Raw genomic sequence first — 16,350 nt, forward strand, 5'->3', positions numbered from 1 at the left:
TATGCAACAGAAGATTATCATTCTTGATTTCGGTTCGCAGACCACACAGCTGATAGGCCGTCGTGTGCGCGAGCTGGATACCTTCTGCGAGATTCTCCCTTACAACAAGTTCCCAAAGGATGACCCCTCAGTGATTGGTGTTATTCTGAGTGGTTCGCCTTATTCGGTTCACGACCCAGAGGCGTTCAAAGTGGACTTGAGCCAGTTCGTTGGCCGACTGCCGGTGCTGGGTATTTGCTATGGAGCACAGTTTATCTCCCATTCCCTTGGCGGTAAGGTGGAGAAAGCTGATTCTCGCGAATATGGTCGTGCCCATCTTGAAACTGTTGATACAGAGAACCCTCTGTTCAAGGGCTTTGAGAAAGGTTCACAGGTTTGGATGAGTCATGGCGATACCATTACTGCCATTCCTGAAGGTTTCGAAGTGATTGGCTCAACCAAGGACGTAAAGAACGCAGCCTTTTGGTGTGCTCCCAACTCTCATCTCTCATCTCTTAACTCTCAACTCTCCACAGGTATCTGGGCCGTACAGTTCCACCCCGAGGTGTTCCACTCTGTACAAGGCAGTCTGCTGTTGAAGAACTTCGTTGTTGATATCTGTGGTTCTAAGCAGGAATGGAGTGCAGCCTCGTTCGTCGATACCACCGTTGCCGAACTGAAACAGCAGGTGGGTAACGACCGTGTGATTCTTGGCCTTTCGGGTGGTGTTGACTCCAGTGTGGCTGCCGTTCTGCTGAATAAGGCCATTGGCGACCGACTGACCTGTATCTTCGTGGATCATGGCATGCTGCGCAAGAACGAGTTCCAGCAGGTGATGGACGACTACAAGGTACTGGGCTTGAACGTGATTGGCGTGGATGCCAGTGAGAAGTTCTTTGCCGACCTTGAAGGTGTTACCGAACCCGAAAAGAAACGTAAGATTATTGGTCGAGACTTCGTGGAGGTGTTCAATGCCGAGGCTAAGAAGATTACCGATGCCAAATGGTTGGCTCAGGGAACCATCTATCCAGACCGTATTGAGTCGCTGAACATTACGGGCAAGGTGATCAAGAGTCACCACAACGTAGGCGGTCTGCCCGAGGAGATGCATCTGCAACTCTGTGAGCCTCTGAAATGGCTGTTTAAGGATGAGGTGCGCCGCGTAGGTCGCCAGTTGGGCATGCCTGAACATCTGATTACCCGTCATCCTTTCCCCGGTCCTGGTCTTGCTGTTCGTATCCTGGGTGATATCACTCGCGATAAGGTTCGCATACTTCAGGATGCCGATGATATTTATATCCGTGGTCTCCGCGACTATAAGGTGAAGCTCTCTGGCGAAGAGGCACGTAAGGTGCTGGCTGCCGGTGTTCCCGCTGAGATGACCGACGGTGAGATAGAAGTGTCACTCTACGACCAGATATGGCAGGCAGGAGCGATCCTGCTTTCTACTGTTCGCTCTGTAGGCGTGATGGGTGATGAGCGTACTTATGAGAATCCCGTGGCTTTGCGTGCTGTAACCAGTAGTGATGCCATGACAGCCGACTGGGCTCATCTGCCTTACGATTTCATGGCAAAGGTGTCAAATGAGATTATCAACAAGGTGCGTGGCGTGAACCGCGTATGCTATGATATCTCTTCAAAACCACCTGCAACTATTGAGTGGGAGTAATCCAGACACAAGAACATCCGTGTCTGTTATAATAGTAAGAATCCGAGAATTGAGAAATTCCCGGATTCTTTTTTTTATATGTAGTCTTTTTGTTTTCAAAAGTGAAGAAAATACCAACTTATTTCTTTGGAAGTTGTCCGAAAGTTTGTATCTTTGCCAACAGAAAAAGAAAACTATACTGGTTAAACTTTTTAAACAAGAGATTGCCTATGGGCTGAGAAAAGATTATTACAGAAAAGGGCATATAGGATGAATATCCACTTTTAGATTCTTGTTTCTGAATATTGGGGAATTGAAAGAAACAATCAAGAACGAAAGTTGGAGTTTACGCTTAGTAGTGTGGACTTTTACTCGTTTAAGACTAATAGGTTTTCCCCAATACCTCAGATTACGTAGACGAAGTAAATTGTCCACGTTTTTCTTTTTGTGTCTATTCAATTAATAACTAAAACAATTATATGATTATGAAGAAACAATTACTTTTATTTGCATTGATGCTATTGCCATTAGTAGCCAGTGCCCATGACATCGAAGTAAACAATACCGATGGTGTCACCATTTATTACAACTATATTAATGATGGCACAGAGTTGGAGGTAACGTTCAAGGGTAACTATTCTGATTCATATAATGAATATCAAGGCAATTTAGTTATCCCCCAAAAAGTTACTTATATGGACCAAACGCGTAAGGTGACAAGTATTGGATATTCTGCATTCTATGGCTGCTCCGGCCTTACCTCTATTACTATTCCTAAAAGTGTGACGAGTATTAGAGATGACGCGTTTGAAGGTTGCTCTGGCCTTAACTCCGTCACATTCCATTGCAAACAGATTGGTTCATGGTTTAAGGGATTACCTTCTATTAAAGAAGTAGTCATTGGTGAAGAGGTGAAGAGCATTGGAAATTACGCGTTTGAAGGTTGCTCTGGCCTTAACTCCGTCACATTCCATTGTAAAGAGATTGGTTCATGGTTTAGCGGATTCTCTTCTATTAAAGAAGTAGTCATTGGTGAAGAGGTGACGAGCATTGGAAGTGATGCGTTTAAAGGATGCACTGGCCTTACCTCTATCACTATTCCTAACAGTGTGACGAGCATCGGATATTCTGCGTTTGAAGGATGCTCTGGTTTTACTTCTATCACTATTCCTAACAGTGTGACGAGCATTGGAAATTATGCGTTCTCTGGCTGCTCTAGTCTTGCCTCCGTCACTATCCCCAATAGTGTGACGAGCATTGGAAATTACGCGTTTAAAGGATGCTCTGCCCTTACCGCCATCATAATCCCCAATAGTGTGACGAGCATTGGATATCACGCGTTTGAAGGATGCTCCAGCCTAACCTCCGTCACATTCCATTGCAAAGAGATTGGTTCATGGTTTATGGGATTCTCTTCTATTAAAGAAGTAGCCATTGGTGAAGAGGTGACGAGCATTGGAGCCAGTGCGTTCTCTGGCTGCTCCGGCCTTACCGACGTCACTATTCCTAATAGTGTGACGAGCATTGGAAATTTCGCGTTCCATGACTGCTCCGGCCTTACCGACGTCACTATCGGTAATAGCGTGACGAGCATTGGAAATGACGCGTTCTATAAGTGCTCTGGCCTTACCTCCATCACTATTCCTAATAGTGTGACGAGCATTGGAGATTACGCGTTCTATGGCTGCTCTAGCCTTCAATCTGTTTATAGTAAAGTTGAAGACGTCTTTATTATTTATTATGATACTTTTGCTAACAATACTTATAGTAATGCTAAGTTGTATGTTCCTATAGGCAAGAAAGCTGATTATGAGGATACTCGATGGTGGAGTAACTTTGCTAACATTGAGGAGTATGATTATGGTACTGACGCTCCTGTAGATCAGCCAAAGTTCCTTGCACCTACTATCATTTATCAGGGTGGAGCGCTGACCGTTCAAGGTATTGATGATGGTACGCAAGTCAGTGTCTATAGTGTCAATGGCACTCAGGTAGGTACTGCCATTGTTCAGAACGGACAGGCAACTGTTAGCACCACTCTTCAGTCTGGTTCTGTCGCTATCGTAAAGATTGGTCAGAAGAGCGTGAAAGTACTGCTGAGATAGCAAGTAAGGAAAACTATATATGATTCGGGGGCAGAGCAAACATAATTACTCTGTCCCCGAATTATTGGTTTATTAGTGTACCGGGCATAGGAGATAGATGTTTTTTAGTCAAATTTTGCTCGAATTATATGCTAAACCTCAAATAGATGATCATTTTTCGATAAAAATGAGTATTTTTGCAAGGCTATAAACGAGAATATTTTTTTAATGGAATTAAAGACCCTTATAGCGGAATGTACCGCATACGATTTCAAGGTGATGCTTGAAGAAAAGAAACCTAAGAGTTGGCTGAAAAGCGTAAGTGCCTTCGCCAATGGCTTGGGCGGTTCACTTTTCTTTGGCATTGATAATGATGGAATCGTCAAAGGACTCGATGATGTACAGCATGCTTGCGAGACTATCAGTAGTAAGATTCGGGATTATATGGATCCTCTACCAGAGGTGGAAATGATTCCTCATGGTGTAGATGGCTTACACATATTGCAGCTCAAAGTCAATGCAGGGCATTACACACCATATTATTACGTTGGCGATGGTCAGCGCATAGCATTTGTCCGAGTTGGTGATGAGAGCATGCCTGCCACAGCAGAGCAAATGGTACGTTTGGTATTGAAGGGTTCTAATAAAACCTACGATTCCCTTCACACGGATTATAAGGTTGAAGACTATGCTTTCACAATATTAGCGAATACTTTCAAAGACCGCACCAAACAAGAATGGGACAAAAAGTATCTCTTATCGTTTGGACTTGTAACAGGTGCAGGGAACCTTACAAATGCAGGCGCATTGTTTGCCGATGATTGTCCTTTATGGCAGTCTCGCCTTTATTGTACCAAATGGGATGGAAAGGAAAAGGGCGATGCCATCAACGATGCAGAGTTTACAGGCAATGTGTTAATGTTGCTTCGCGAAGCAATGAACTTTGTGAAGTCAAACACAAAGAAAGGCTGGGAGAAACTGCCTGATGGGCGAAAGAATAAACCAGAGTATGCGGAACGTGCAGTTCTTGAAGCAATGGTTAACCATTTTATCCATCGTGACTACACAGTGATGGGTGGCGAGGTACATCTTGACATATACGATGACCGTCTAACCGTCACCTCTCCTGGTGGAATGTACAATGGTATGCTGATTCAAGATTTAGACATCGCAGACGTTTCTTCAGAAAGGCGCAATCCCATACTGGCAAATGTGATGGCTCAACTTGACTACATGGAGAAACGAGGTAGCGGATTATAACGTATCTGTAATGAGACCAAAGCCTTGGAAGGATATAAAGACGAGTTGAAGCCCAAATTCAAATCCACTCCGACACAATTCCAAACTATCATCTTCGCCTCCACCGACACCCCGAATGTCGGAGACCATGACGGAGATATGTCGGAGACGAAACTCACTGAGCGTCAGCAGAAAATCCTCAATCTCATCAAAGAGTCTCCGACAATCACCGGCAAACAAATGTCGGAGACTTTGTCGGTGAGCCAACGCACCATCGAGCGCGACCTTTCTGCAATGCAGAAAAAAGGTATTCTGAAACATGAAGGCAAGGATAATGATGGGAAGTGGACTATTTGTCAATAATATTTGAGTGAAAATATTACTGAAATCGTCAGTGAATAAATCTATAGTTGTTTCGTGGACGGAACCGACTAAATGTTGCGCGCCGAAATAATGAATACTGTCAACTTATTCACTGTATGTTAAGAAGCAACAGATAAACGCGTAAACAAAATTATAGCTATAATTGCGAAAATTATAGCTATAATTTTTTGAATTTTAGCTATAATTCTATTGAGCATGAAAACTAATAGAATTTTGTTTGATAAGAATTACGATGCAATTCTTATTATTTTTCTTTCCATAATATGCAATCTCGCTTTCTTACTGACCATGCTGGTAGTTTATTCAGATGCGTTGATACTGGTAGTGTATTCAATGGTATTGTGTTAAATTATAGAAAAGAGCCGAGACGATTGCCTATATATTACTAAATATTTTATATCTTTGCCCCATTGATTACTAACTTACTTTACCAAAACGCATGAAGAAATTTTTTTGTATAGTAGCCTTGGCTATGGTATGCCTAATGGCCAGTGCAAAGCCCATTTCACAAGAACAGGCCCGACAGCGTGCTGCTGCGTTCCTTAAACTGCGCAATGACGTAAGAAAACTGGCGCCTGTGAGTCCTGCAAGATTGGCTCCTCGGCGAGCAGCATCACTCTCGGCAGAACAGCCTTACTATGTTTTTGAACGTGGAACGAATGAGGGCTTTGTTATCGTGTCGGGCGATGATCAGACCATTGATGTGTTGGGCTATAGCGAAGACGGCACTTTTGACTATGAACAGGCTCCGCCAGCCCTTCGAGAACTGTTGGATGACTATGCCCGTCAGATAGAAATGATACAGGCCGGAAAGTCTGTGGCAGCTCCCGTTGTGAAGGCGGCGAACAGAAAGGCGATAGCTCCCTTCGTGAAGAGTAAATGGAGTCAGGGCGCACCCTACAACAACAAATGTCCATTGGATGCCGGAAGTCGTTCGGTGACAGGTTGCGTGGCAACGGCCATGGCCCAGATTCTTTATTACAACCGTGAGAAGTCCGTCACCGAGACTCAGGCTGATATGCCTGCTTATTCAACCTGGACAAAAGGGCTGAAAGTGTCGGGTATTGCAGCAGGAGCCCCTATAGACTGGGATAATATGAAAGACACCTACGGAAGTTCTGATACCGAAAAGCAGAAAACGGCTGTGGCCAATCTGATGCTCTACTGTGGCGTAGGCAGCAAGATGGACTATACTAACAGTGCGTCTGGCGCTCAATCGTGGGATGCCTATCAGGCCATGAAGAACTATTTCGGTTATTCCTCAGCCAAATGGTATGACTACCAGAGCGTAACGAGCAACGAGCAGTGGGACGAGATTGTCTATAATGAGATGGCTGCCCAGCGCGCCGTCTATATCAGTGGATCGAATGCCACCGTGGGTCATGCTTTTGTAGGATGCGGTTATGATGGTACCCGTTATTATATCAACTGGGGATGGGCCGGACAGAGTGATGGCTATTACTATCTGACAAATCTCACCCCAGGGCAGGGCCAGGGTACTGGTGGCAGTGCTGACGGCTATAATGAGTACAAGCAGATTATTACCAACCTGGAGCCGGAAAACTATGAGGCCAAGGTGATGAGTTTTGCTGATGCGGCGGTGAAAAGACTTTGCGTAGAAAAGTGGGATGCTGATGGAGACGGTAAGTTTACCTATGGTGAAGCAGCCAAGGTGACCGACTTAGGCGATACCTTTAAAGGAAAGACCATCAAGAACTTCAAAGAGTTATACTATTTCACGGGCCTCTCAACTATTGCTGATGATGCCTTCAATGGATGTCAGCAACTGGTGAGCGTACGCCTTCCCAAATCGATTCGTTATATCGGTGCACGCTCGTTTATGGGGTGTCAGAAAATGAATCAGCTGGATATCAGTGAAGGACTGCAAACCATTGGTGAGGACGCTTTCAACGGGTGTAAACTGCTGACGAGTGCTATATTGCCTGCAGAGGCATCTGCAATTCCTGCTCGTGCCTTCAAAGGATGTTCAGCCATTACCGAAGTGTCGCTGCCAGTCTCTGTAACTTCAATTGGTGATGATGCTTTTGCCGATTGTACAAAACTGGCATCTTTTGAGGTAAGCAGTTTCCAGCCTTCTGGTATCACGATGGGCACTTCAGTATTCGGTTCCATAGATCTTTCCAAGGCTACGTTGAGTGTGATGCCTGGTACGAAAGTGTTCTTCGCTTCTGCTGAGCAATGGAAAGAATTTGGCAATATAGTAGAGAAACGTGAGCGTTCAGGCGGTAACTTTGCAACCTTGGAGGCTGGCAAAACCTATTATATCTATAATGTGGGTACCGGACGCTACCTGACGAAAGGAGAAGCATACGGAAAGCAGGCTGTAGTGGGTGAAGAGCCGATGCGCTTTGATGTAAAGACCTCTGCAAGCCTGGGCGAGAATGTGTACTATCTGTCGTCTCCTGATACTGGAGTCAGTGGTAAGTATTTGTTCCGTACATCGACAGATAATAATGTGGGAGCTGGGGTGAAAGCCTGTTTCGTTGACGGCTCGTCACTGAATGGAAATGCTTATTGGAAGATAGTTCCTGTAGGTGACTTAATATATACTCTGCAGACTCCGTCGAATAGGTCTGACTATGAGGAAGGCCGTTTCTTAGGCATACAGACCGACCATGAGAGCAATGCGGCATCGCCAACTTTCGGTGCCTACTCGGATGTGGTATATGCCGAGCATCCGTTGAACTGCCAATGGCGTTTTGTGCTCTATGATGAGGCTATTGCTGCCCGTTATGAAACTGCTGAGAAACTGGCCTCACTTCTTGAAATTGCTATCAAAAATAATGTGAATCACTCAACAGAACAAGCTGTCTATGATAACGTAGAAAGCAGTTATGAGCAACTGCGAGAGGCAGTGAGCACATTACGCAAGAAACTGAACTTCATTGATTTTGCCAGCGATGAAGTCCGTGCTTTGTGTGTGGCCCGTTATGATCTTGATTATGACGGAGAATTGAGCATGGCAGAGGCAGCCAATGTAACCGACTTTGTTATCAGTTTTGAGAACAATAAAACGCTGGAGACCTTCGACGAATTCCAGTATTTCACCAATGTTCAGTATGTCTATGGCCGTACTTTCTACGGATGCGCGAATCTGAAGTCGATTACGCTACCTAAAAATCTTGAGAAGATTTACTACTATGCTTTTTATGGATGTAGGAGTCTGACATCGGTTACTCTTCCACGTTATGTCAATACTATAGGCGCTAATAGCTTTGGTGGATGTACGGCATTAGCAGAAGTTCGTATTGAAGGTGATGTTCCGTTCGCTATTGAGACTACAGTCTTTGGCACTAAGTCGGCAGATGCATTCACCATCTATGTACCATTCGGCGAGAAAGAGAATTTTGAAGCAGCTGATGTTTGGAAGAATTATACCATCAAGGAAATGCGTGGCTATGCCAAACCCAAGCGTTCTTCCTTTGCCGTTGATAAGCCAGGATATTTCGTGAATGTCGCTACAGGCAAGATGATGAGTAAGGGCGAGGCTTATGGTACTCAGTCGGTGGTAGATCATAATGGTATGGTGTATCAGATGAAACGTATCAAGTCTATGCCGGAGGGACAGTATTATTTCTATTCGAACAATACTGGTAAGGACGGAAAAGTATTGTTTAGGGTGAGTACAGACTCAAAAGTGGGCGAAGGGGTGAAGGCTTGCTTCGTAGATGGAAGCTTGAAGGCCAGTGCCTACTGGAAAGTTGATTCTGTTGATACAGGTATTTATATTTTCAGCGTTCCTGAGACCGATGCGGAATATGTTGAAGGCCAGCACATGGGCGTTGATGAGAACCATGAAAGTAGTGCTGCCAGTCCGACGTATGGTATCTATTGGGATCTCTATGGAACGGAGCCTGACTGTCAATGGGCATTCATTGCAGAAGAAGATATGAAAGCCGCAAAAGAATTTGATGCATTGGCTAACCAACTGAAACTGTTGCTGGAAACGGCTGCTCAGCAAGAAATAGATGCTCAGTCAGAGCAGCTTGTATATGACAATGCTGCAAGTACGGCAGATGATATGGAAACCGCTATCAGTTCATTGCGTGATAAATTGCATTTCATCACCTTTGTGGAAGAACAAGTTCGCAAAGCGTGTCTGGCCAACTGGGATGCCAATGGCGATGAAGAACTGTCGTATGAGGAAGCTGCCGGCGTGGATGATATTGGAGAAGTGTTCCGTGGCATCTCGAATGTAAAGCAGATAAGTGAACTGCGTTATTTCACATCGTTGAAGTCTATTCCGGAGAATGCTTTCCGTGGAGCTTCTGCTTTACAGACTGTAGTCTTGCCTGAAAACGTAGATACGATAGGAAAATACGCTTTCTTCAGTACAGGTTTACATTATCTGGTATTGTTGAACAATAAGAAAAAGGTTCCTTTCGGTTCAAGCAGTGTGCCAGGTAAGAGTACGGTATTCGTACCTGCCAACATGATAGATGAATATATGGCTGACGAACAATGGACATCAAAATCAATGATTACGGAATATACAGGGAAACCTGTGGTGACGGTGAATGCAAGTCGTGAGTATGGTCGAAAAGTTGCCACTGCAACCGTGATTGTGTTGGGTGCACCCATTGATGGCACCCCTGAATATGTTTGTGATGCCATTGCAGAACCGTCACAGCCTGTGGGAGAATATCCTGTTATTGTGAGTGCCGGTACGGTGACTACTCCTGATGCAACATTCCAGGATGGCGTGTTGACTATAGTACCTGCCACGCTCACTATTACTGCCAAGAACTGTCAGAGAAATATTGGTGAAGAGAATCCTGTCTTTGAAGTTGAGTATAAGGGCTTCAGAAATAGTGAGACAGAAGAGGTGCTTATAGCAAAACCAGTGCTGACCTGCAGCGCTACTGCTGATAGTCCAGCTGGAGAATACGAGATTACGGTGGGCTCAGCCGAAGCAGCAAACTATACCATTACCTACGTGCCTGGTGTGCTGACTGTTGTCGATCCGGCAGGTGTTCACGACCTGTCTGCTGACAGATGGCAATCAGACAAGGTGACGGACTTGCAGGGTAGAAAGGTGAATACCCTGAAACGAGGTATTTATATAGTTGGCAACAAGAAAGTACTTGTCAAGTAATTCCATCAACAAAAACGACGTCTGGACATTGATGACCAGACGTCGTTTTTTATATCTATTCGTGTATAAGGATTACTCAATGATCTCTTTAGCACGAGCCAGGGCTAAGTCGATGTGATTGCAGATGTTTTCTTCGCCGAGTAATTGAACGAAATGGTTGCGGCGAAGAACAGCTTCAACTTTGGGATTTACACCTGAAAGAACAACTGCGATACCTTCCTTCTGACTCATAAGACACATGTTCTCCAAGTTGTGAAGACCCGTAGAGTCGATGAAAGGAACCTTTCGCATACGAATGATGCGTACCTTTGGACGATCACCGAAACCACCCATGAGGTCTTCAAACTTATTGCCGGCTCCGAAGAAATAGGGACCGTTGATCTCATAAACCTCCACACCTGTAGGAATGGTGAGGTGTTCCAGATTTCCACGCTCCATATCAGCATCCTCGTTAAGGTCAATCTCATCATATACAGCTTTCACATCGGTAGTCTCGCTGATACGTTTCATAAACAACAGACAGGCACAGATAAGTCCTACCTCGATAGCTATAGTGAGATCGAAGATAATGGTAAGGAAGAAAGTGAGCAGAAGAACGGTTACATCGCTCTTTGGATTGCGCATCAAAGCCGAGAAAGAGCGCCAACCACTCATGCCATAACTCACAACAACCAAAACACCAGCCAGACAAGCCATAGGAATGTATTGGGCTAAGGGCATGAGAAATAGGAATATGAGGAGCAATACGGCAGCATGAACAATGCCCGCGATCGGAGTGCGACCACCATTGTTGATATTGGTCATGGTACGTGCAATGGCTCCAGTGGCAGGAATACCACCAAAAAGAGGCGACACGATATTGGCCACACCCTGGCCGATGAGCTCAGTGTTGGAATTGTGGTGATCGCCAATAACACCGTCGGCCACAGTGGCTGAGAGCAAACTCTCGATAGCACCTAAAATAGCAATGGTCATAGCAGGAGCAACCAGTCCTTTAATGGTTTCCCATGAAAGATCAGGAACAACTGCATCGGGCAGCTGGGAATTGATGCTAAAACGGTCGCCAATCGTCTCAATAGTGGTGATACCTGCATACTGCTTCAGAAGGAGAACGACTACAGTCATTAGAATAATTGCTATCAGCGAACCGGGAATACGGCGACTGAACTTGGGAGTGATAGCAATAATGACCACGCTGACAACTCCGACTAAAGAACTCCATAAATCAATATTCTGAAGGTTTTGAAAATAGGCAATCCATTTTTCAATAAAATCAGCGGGAACAGATTCCATTTGCATACCCAGCAAGTCTTTAACCTGGGTAGTGAAAATGGTAACGGCAATACCACTGGTAAAGCCCACAATGATGGGGTAGGGAATGTACTTGATAATCGTTCCAAGGCGAAGTAAACCGAAACCGATCAGAAATACACCAGCCATTAAGGTGGCAATGGTAAGTCCCTGCATACCATACTGATTGATGATGCCGGCAACAATAACAATGAATGCACCTGTAGGACCACCAATCTGAACTTTGCTACCGCCAAAGGCCGAAATAAGGAAACCTGCAACGATGGCAGTGATAATACCCTTCTCGGGCGATACACCACTGGCAATACCAAAGGCAATGGCAAGCGGAAGGGCAACGATGCCGACAATAAGACCGGCCATCAAGTCGGCCATGAATGTCTGGCGGTTGTAGTTGCGGAGTGCCGAAATCATCTTCGGCTGAAAATCAAATGTCTTCACTTTACTTCTTTTTTTCTTCTAAATACAACTCTTTTTACCTAATTATTATGGAAAGGCTGCAAAGTTACTGCTATTTTATGGGTTATCCAAATATTTTTTTTCAAAGATTTTTGTTTTCTCAGAAAAATTACTATTTTTGCAATGGAATAATGAATACGCTAACCGTTTATTGCTACAAATATAATGTGTAACATGAAAAGCTACTTTTGGATATTTATTATATGCACTCTGTTTTGTTTGTCATGTGGAAGCAGACAGGAGGCAATAGAGGATTTGCGTGTCTTGGTAGAAGATATTCGCACAAATGGCAATGAATATACTGCTGAGCAGTGGGCAGATGCCGAAGGTATCTTTGAAGAAGTGTGTGATGAGCTTGAACAGTATGAGTACACACAGGACGAGAAAACAGAAATCTCTCGATTGAAAGGAGAATATATGCTGGCAATCGGGCGTTGGAAGGTACAAGATAAAATGGACGTTGTTAGAGACGTGGTTGAGCAAGTATCTGGCGCTGTGAAAGGATTGACTGGCGAAAAGGAAAATTAAATAATTCAATTATATAATCTTATGGAAAAGAAACCATTTTTCGGAAGAGTCCTCCTGACCGCAGGAATCATGCTGTCAGGAGTAAGTCTATTGACCTGTTGTTGTAGTAGTGAACCATCCATTGATATGCCTACAGAGGTGAAAGCCTATTATGAGAAAGACTTTGTTTCTGCAGATGAGAAAGATGCTTTTTCGGCTTATTTTGACTTATCGAATGGTATCATTGAGGCTTATAAGACCAATGCCGGCGCCGAACAGTTGATGAAACAAACTGTAAACCGACTGACCAGTGGCGAGAATTGTACCGTTTACTCTATGGCTGATGACCAGATTGAAACCCTTGACCTGAAACAAACTGCTCTTTACAATAAAATTGTTGACGCCTCTTCCTATCAGCGTCAGATGGCCCCCATTGAAAAAACTCTCTCACAGATTGTGGCTGAATCAAAGAGCTCACTGCTCGTAACTGATTTTGAGGAGTACACTCCCGATAAGCGTATTCAGCATGCCAGCTTTGCTGCGCCTTATTTCCAGAAATGGCTGCAGGCTGGTAAAGATATAACTTTCTTTGTGTTCAACTATAAAGAAGGAAAAGTAGATAAGCATTTGTATTTTGTTGTTTTTGATAATAAACAGCATAATCTGCTGAAGTTGGTGCGCGAGTCAATGGGCGGTTCTATCCCCAATGGTGAGTTTACACTCTCTCCCGATGCTTATAGCTGCACAACAGAATATCCCAGTGCCACTAAGGGCGGCAACTACCACATGGCCGACGGCATGCTGGACATAGTGACCAACGTCAACGAAGACGGAACAGGCAACTGCTACACCAATTACGGTGAGGGCGAACGCGTGGAGTATTATCCCATAGGCGACGTATGGCAGAATATTCTGGCCAATGCCAAGGGCGCAGCTGAAGAAGGCAATGATCCTGTGTTTACAGACCTTTGGCGCAACCTGTTCTTTGACTTCTCTTGTCAGGATAGTTATATCATAAAGAAACTTGATGTACGTGTGACCAATGTTCAGAAAGACTTTGACAGTTTTTTGGCCAATAAATTGTTTGCAACTGATAAAGAAGCCTATTTCGCTCAATACGAGAGCGAAGAACTGTTGCCCGAACATAAAGGAACGGCACCGATTGCCGAAATCAAGGATATGTTTGTACTTGATCAGGACCTCTTTGATGAAACATTCCAGGCAACAGCAGGTAAAAAGACAGAGCTAGGTGTTAAGTTCTCTACGAACTTTACTGGAACACCAGTAGGCGCTGAGGATACAGACTTACTGCGTATTGATGTAGTCATTGCAGAAAGTGAGCCAAACCTCAGTCCACGTCTTGAAGAACTGTTCTCTTTCAATGGAAATAATAATCTGAAAGATGCTATTGCAGTGACTCTTCAGAATTCTAATCCTCGTGGAACTATCATCTATACCTACTTTGTAAAGTTGGCAGAGTAAGAATAAAGAATCAATAATAACAAAACTTAAAATTTATAAATTATGAACGGATCTGTTGTATCGGCCTATATTATCGGCCTAGTTGTTTTTCTGGTGCTAATGCTTGTGTCGGTTATTATAGCCAATAGTATTTCATACGAATTAGGTGCCAATCCTAAAGATAAGGCAAAGCGCAGAATGTGGTTCTGGATTATTTGCGCACTTGTGCCCATCTGTGTTTTCGGTATCAACTATTTTGCTGGTTATCAGGGCATCAAAGTGCCTTCAAAGGCAGCTGCTTATATGACAGCAATGAGTATTTCTACAGGTGTTGCTACTGTGCTGTATATCGTTTGCGGAGTAGTTCTGTCGAAAATTTTCAACCATGGCAAATTGTCAAGCTGGTTCTAATAGCTTGAGCTGTTTTTGAAAGCCAAAAATGGAAGAAGTAGTGAGAATTTTTTTGGAGAATCTGATAATTTGAAATAATAGATAAATGGCAAAACTATTTGTAATAGCCATAGGCGGAACAGGCATGCGATGCTTGGAGTCGTTTGTTCACCTGTGTGCCATTGGCATGTTCGATAATCATGAAGTTGATATCCTTACACTTGATACTGACCAAAGTAATGGTAATAAGGGTAGGGTAGAAGAACTCATTGATATATATAATAAGGTGAAGTCGAATGATGAGACGAATATTGACGGAGGTACTATTAACCGTGATACATTCTTCTCAGCTAAACTGAACCTCTATAAGTTCTATACCAACTATGGAGACCAAAGCCGTAAATCGTTCAAGGTGCTTTCACATACAAGCAACAACGAGACGAAGGGTGAGAATAAGGATATTTCCGATTTGTTCTATGATGAGGCTACCGTTCAGGAATTTGAATTGGATCATGGCTATCGCGCTCAGACCCATTTGGGATCGATGCTGATGTATCACGGAATAATAGAGGCTGCCCGTAATGCAAAACAAAAAGGTGATAATGCTGAAATACAGGATCGCAACCTGAAGAGTTTCCTTGAGAAACTGCAGGAAGCCCAGGGCGATGCCCGTGTGTTCGTGTTTGGCTCTGTATTTGGCGGAACAGGTGCTTCAAGTATTCCCGTAATTCCTGTTGCCCTGCGTGATGCAGCCGAGATATTGACCGATGGCCATACACTCGATCTTACAAACGTGAAGTTTGGCGCAACATTGCTCACCAACTATTTCTCGTTCAATTCACCAAACTCACAGTATAAGGCATCGCAGAAGGTAGTGGCCGACTCAAACAATTTTGCATTGAATAGTCAGGCTGCTATGCAGTTCTATCAGGAAGATCCTACGGTTCGTTCTACTTATAAGCGCTTCTATCATATCGGTTGGCCATTGCCAAAATTTGATGTAGGTAGTAAGGGCGATACCATCACGGGCGGACAGGAACAGAAAAATGCCTGTCATGTGGTTGAGTTGATGTGTGCCTGCGCTGCTTATGACTTCTTTACTGTTGATGATGCTGAATTGGATCGTAAGGAAGCTGCTTATTATTATCGTTCTATTGGTGATGAGGGTGGTGTACTCACATTCCAGGGTAATGACTTCCTTACCAATGGCGTGCTGTTTGAGAATAAACTTGGTGCATTCTTCACATTCGCACACATGGTTCTCTCACAGAGTGAAGCTGCCTGGTCGGATGATGCTATTCCAACAATCGGCACACATGGATTTATTGCCAAATTTGCTACGCAGAATATTCACGACTATGATGGCATAAGCCTGAACCAGTGCAAGGAGATCAACGACTATCTGCGCCTCTTTGGATATAAGTTTGATAAAGAAAACAACATGATTAAGGGATGGATTTATCAGATTTACAACTCTGTGAAACCTGGCCGCTTCCTCTTTAATGAAACAGCTTTCAAGGAACTGCGTCAAGATATGAAGAGTATCAGCTGTGGTCAGTTGTTTATCGACCCCAATCATAACTGGAGTAAGATTTCAGGTCTGATTAGTAAGAGCGATAACTCGGTAGATGAATTGATCAAGACTCTTACTGACGAGAAATCAAAGCCTCGTGTGGCCGACCAGTTGGTAAATACTACTAAAGAGAAGTTCTTGGCTCATATCTACAACGCCATCACTATCAATCAAAAGTTTGAACTCAAATAAAGAAGACGCA

General features: G+C 44.0%; 10 protein-coding genes. 9 read left to right on the plus strand and 1 reads right to left on the minus strand.

The features are described 5' to 3' along the window. Position 1 precedes the first annotated feature (1 nt). The 5 genes from guaA (at position 2) to L6475_RS03375 (ending at position 10,450) form a co-directional block, all read left to right on the plus strand. Positions 2-1,648 carry a glutamine-hydrolyzing GMP synthase gene (guaA, locus tag L6475_RS03355; RefSeq protein WP_237822488.1) on the plus strand — a complete coding sequence of 549 codons (1,647 nt, stop codon included), beginning with the start codon at positions 2-4 and terminating at the stop codon, positions 1,646-1,648. 464 nt (positions 1,649-2,112) lie between these two features. Further along, a complete protein-coding gene (locus L6475_RS03360; protein ID WP_237822490.1) occupies positions 2,113-3,732 on the plus strand; it encodes a leucine-rich repeat domain-containing protein in 1,620 nt (539 codons plus the stop codon). 207 nt (positions 3,733-3,939) lie between these two features. Further along, complete coding sequence (locus L6475_RS03365) at positions 3,940-4,971, plus strand: RNA-binding domain-containing protein (protein ID WP_237822492.1); 1,032 nt, start codon at positions 3,940-3,942, stop codon at positions 4,969-4,971. Between the two features lie 24 nt (positions 4,972-4,995). After that, a complete protein-coding gene (locus L6475_RS03370) occupies positions 4,996-5,313 on the plus strand; it encodes an HTH domain-containing protein (RefSeq protein ID WP_237822494.1) in 318 nt (105 codons plus the stop codon). A gap of 460 nt (positions 5,314-5,773) precedes the next feature. Beyond that, positions 5,774-10,450: a leucine-rich repeat protein gene (locus tag L6475_RS03375; protein WP_237822496.1), complete on the plus strand. Its 4,677-nt coding sequence runs from the start codon at positions 5,774-5,776 to the stop codon at positions 10,448-10,450. A 72-nt stretch (positions 10,451-10,522) separates the two neighbouring features. Here the strand turns inward: L6475_RS03375 and L6475_RS03380 are convergent, their stop codons facing one another. Next, positions 10,523-12,199, minus strand: coding sequence for a SulP family inorganic anion transporter (locus L6475_RS03380; RefSeq protein WP_237822498.1), 1,677 nt, complete (start codon positions 12,197-12,199; stop codon positions 10,523-10,525). 192 nt (positions 12,200-12,391) lie between these two features. On the opposite strand from L6475_RS03380, the gene L6475_RS03385 reads away from it, so the two are divergent. The 4 genes from L6475_RS03385 to L6475_RS03400 all read left to right on the plus strand — a co-directional run bounded on the left by L6475_RS03385 (position 12,392) and on the right by L6475_RS03400 (position 16,340). Further along, positions 12,392-12,745 (plus strand): hypothetical protein, encoded by a 354-nt coding sequence (locus L6475_RS03385; RefSeq protein WP_237822499.1) that lies wholly within the window; start codon positions 12,392-12,394, stop codon positions 12,743-12,745. A 21-nt stretch (positions 12,746-12,766) separates the two neighbouring features. Beyond that, positions 12,767-14,206: a hypothetical protein gene (locus L6475_RS03390; protein ID WP_237822502.1), complete on the plus strand. Its 1,440-nt coding sequence runs from the start codon at positions 12,767-12,769 to the stop codon at positions 14,204-14,206. A gap of 42 nt (positions 14,207-14,248) precedes the next feature. After that, entirely contained in the window at positions 14,249-14,596 is a 348-nt protein-coding gene (locus L6475_RS03395) for a hypothetical protein (RefSeq protein WP_237822504.1), read from the plus strand. 85 nt (positions 14,597-14,681) lie between these two features. Then, positions 14,682-16,340: a hypothetical protein gene (locus L6475_RS03400; protein WP_237822506.1), complete on the plus strand. Its 1,659-nt coding sequence runs from the start codon at positions 14,682-14,684 to the stop codon at positions 16,338-16,340. Positions 16,341-16,350 lie beyond the last annotated feature (10 nt).

It is taken from the genome of Prevotella sp. E9-3 (genome assembly GCF_022024015.1).
GTDB lineage: Bacteria > Bacteroidota > Bacteroidia > Bacteroidales > Bacteroidaceae > Prevotella.

What these genes read in the sequence shown, in the direction of transcription:
- guaA (WP_237822488.1), top strand. Translation starts at nt 2, where the DNA reads ATGCAACAGAAGATTATCATTCTTGATTTCGGTTCGCAGACCACACAG.
- L6475_RS03360 (WP_237822490.1), top strand. Translation starts at nt 2,113, where the DNA reads ATGAAGAAACAATTACTTTTATTTGCATTGATGCTATTGCCATTAGTA.
- L6475_RS03365 (WP_237822492.1), top strand. Translation starts at nt 3,940, where the DNA reads ATGGAATTAAAGACCCTTATAGCGGAATGTACCGCATACGATTTCAAG.
- L6475_RS03375 (WP_237822496.1), top strand. Translation starts at nt 5,774, where the DNA reads ATGAAGAAATTTTTTTGTATAGTAGCCTTGGCTATGGTATGCCTAATG.
- L6475_RS03385 (WP_237822499.1), top strand. Translation starts at nt 12,392, where the DNA reads ATGAAAAGCTACTTTTGGATATTTATTATATGCACTCTGTTTTGTTTG.
- L6475_RS03390 (WP_237822502.1), top strand. Translation starts at nt 12,767, where the DNA reads ATGGAAAAGAAACCATTTTTCGGAAGAGTCCTCCTGACCGCAGGAATC.
- L6475_RS03395 (WP_237822504.1), top strand. Translation starts at nt 14,249, where the DNA reads ATGAACGGATCTGTTGTATCGGCCTATATTATCGGCCTAGTTGTTTTT.
- L6475_RS03400 (WP_237822506.1), top strand. Translation starts at nt 14,682, where the DNA reads ATGGCAAAACTATTTGTAATAGCCATAGGCGGAACAGGCATGCGATGC.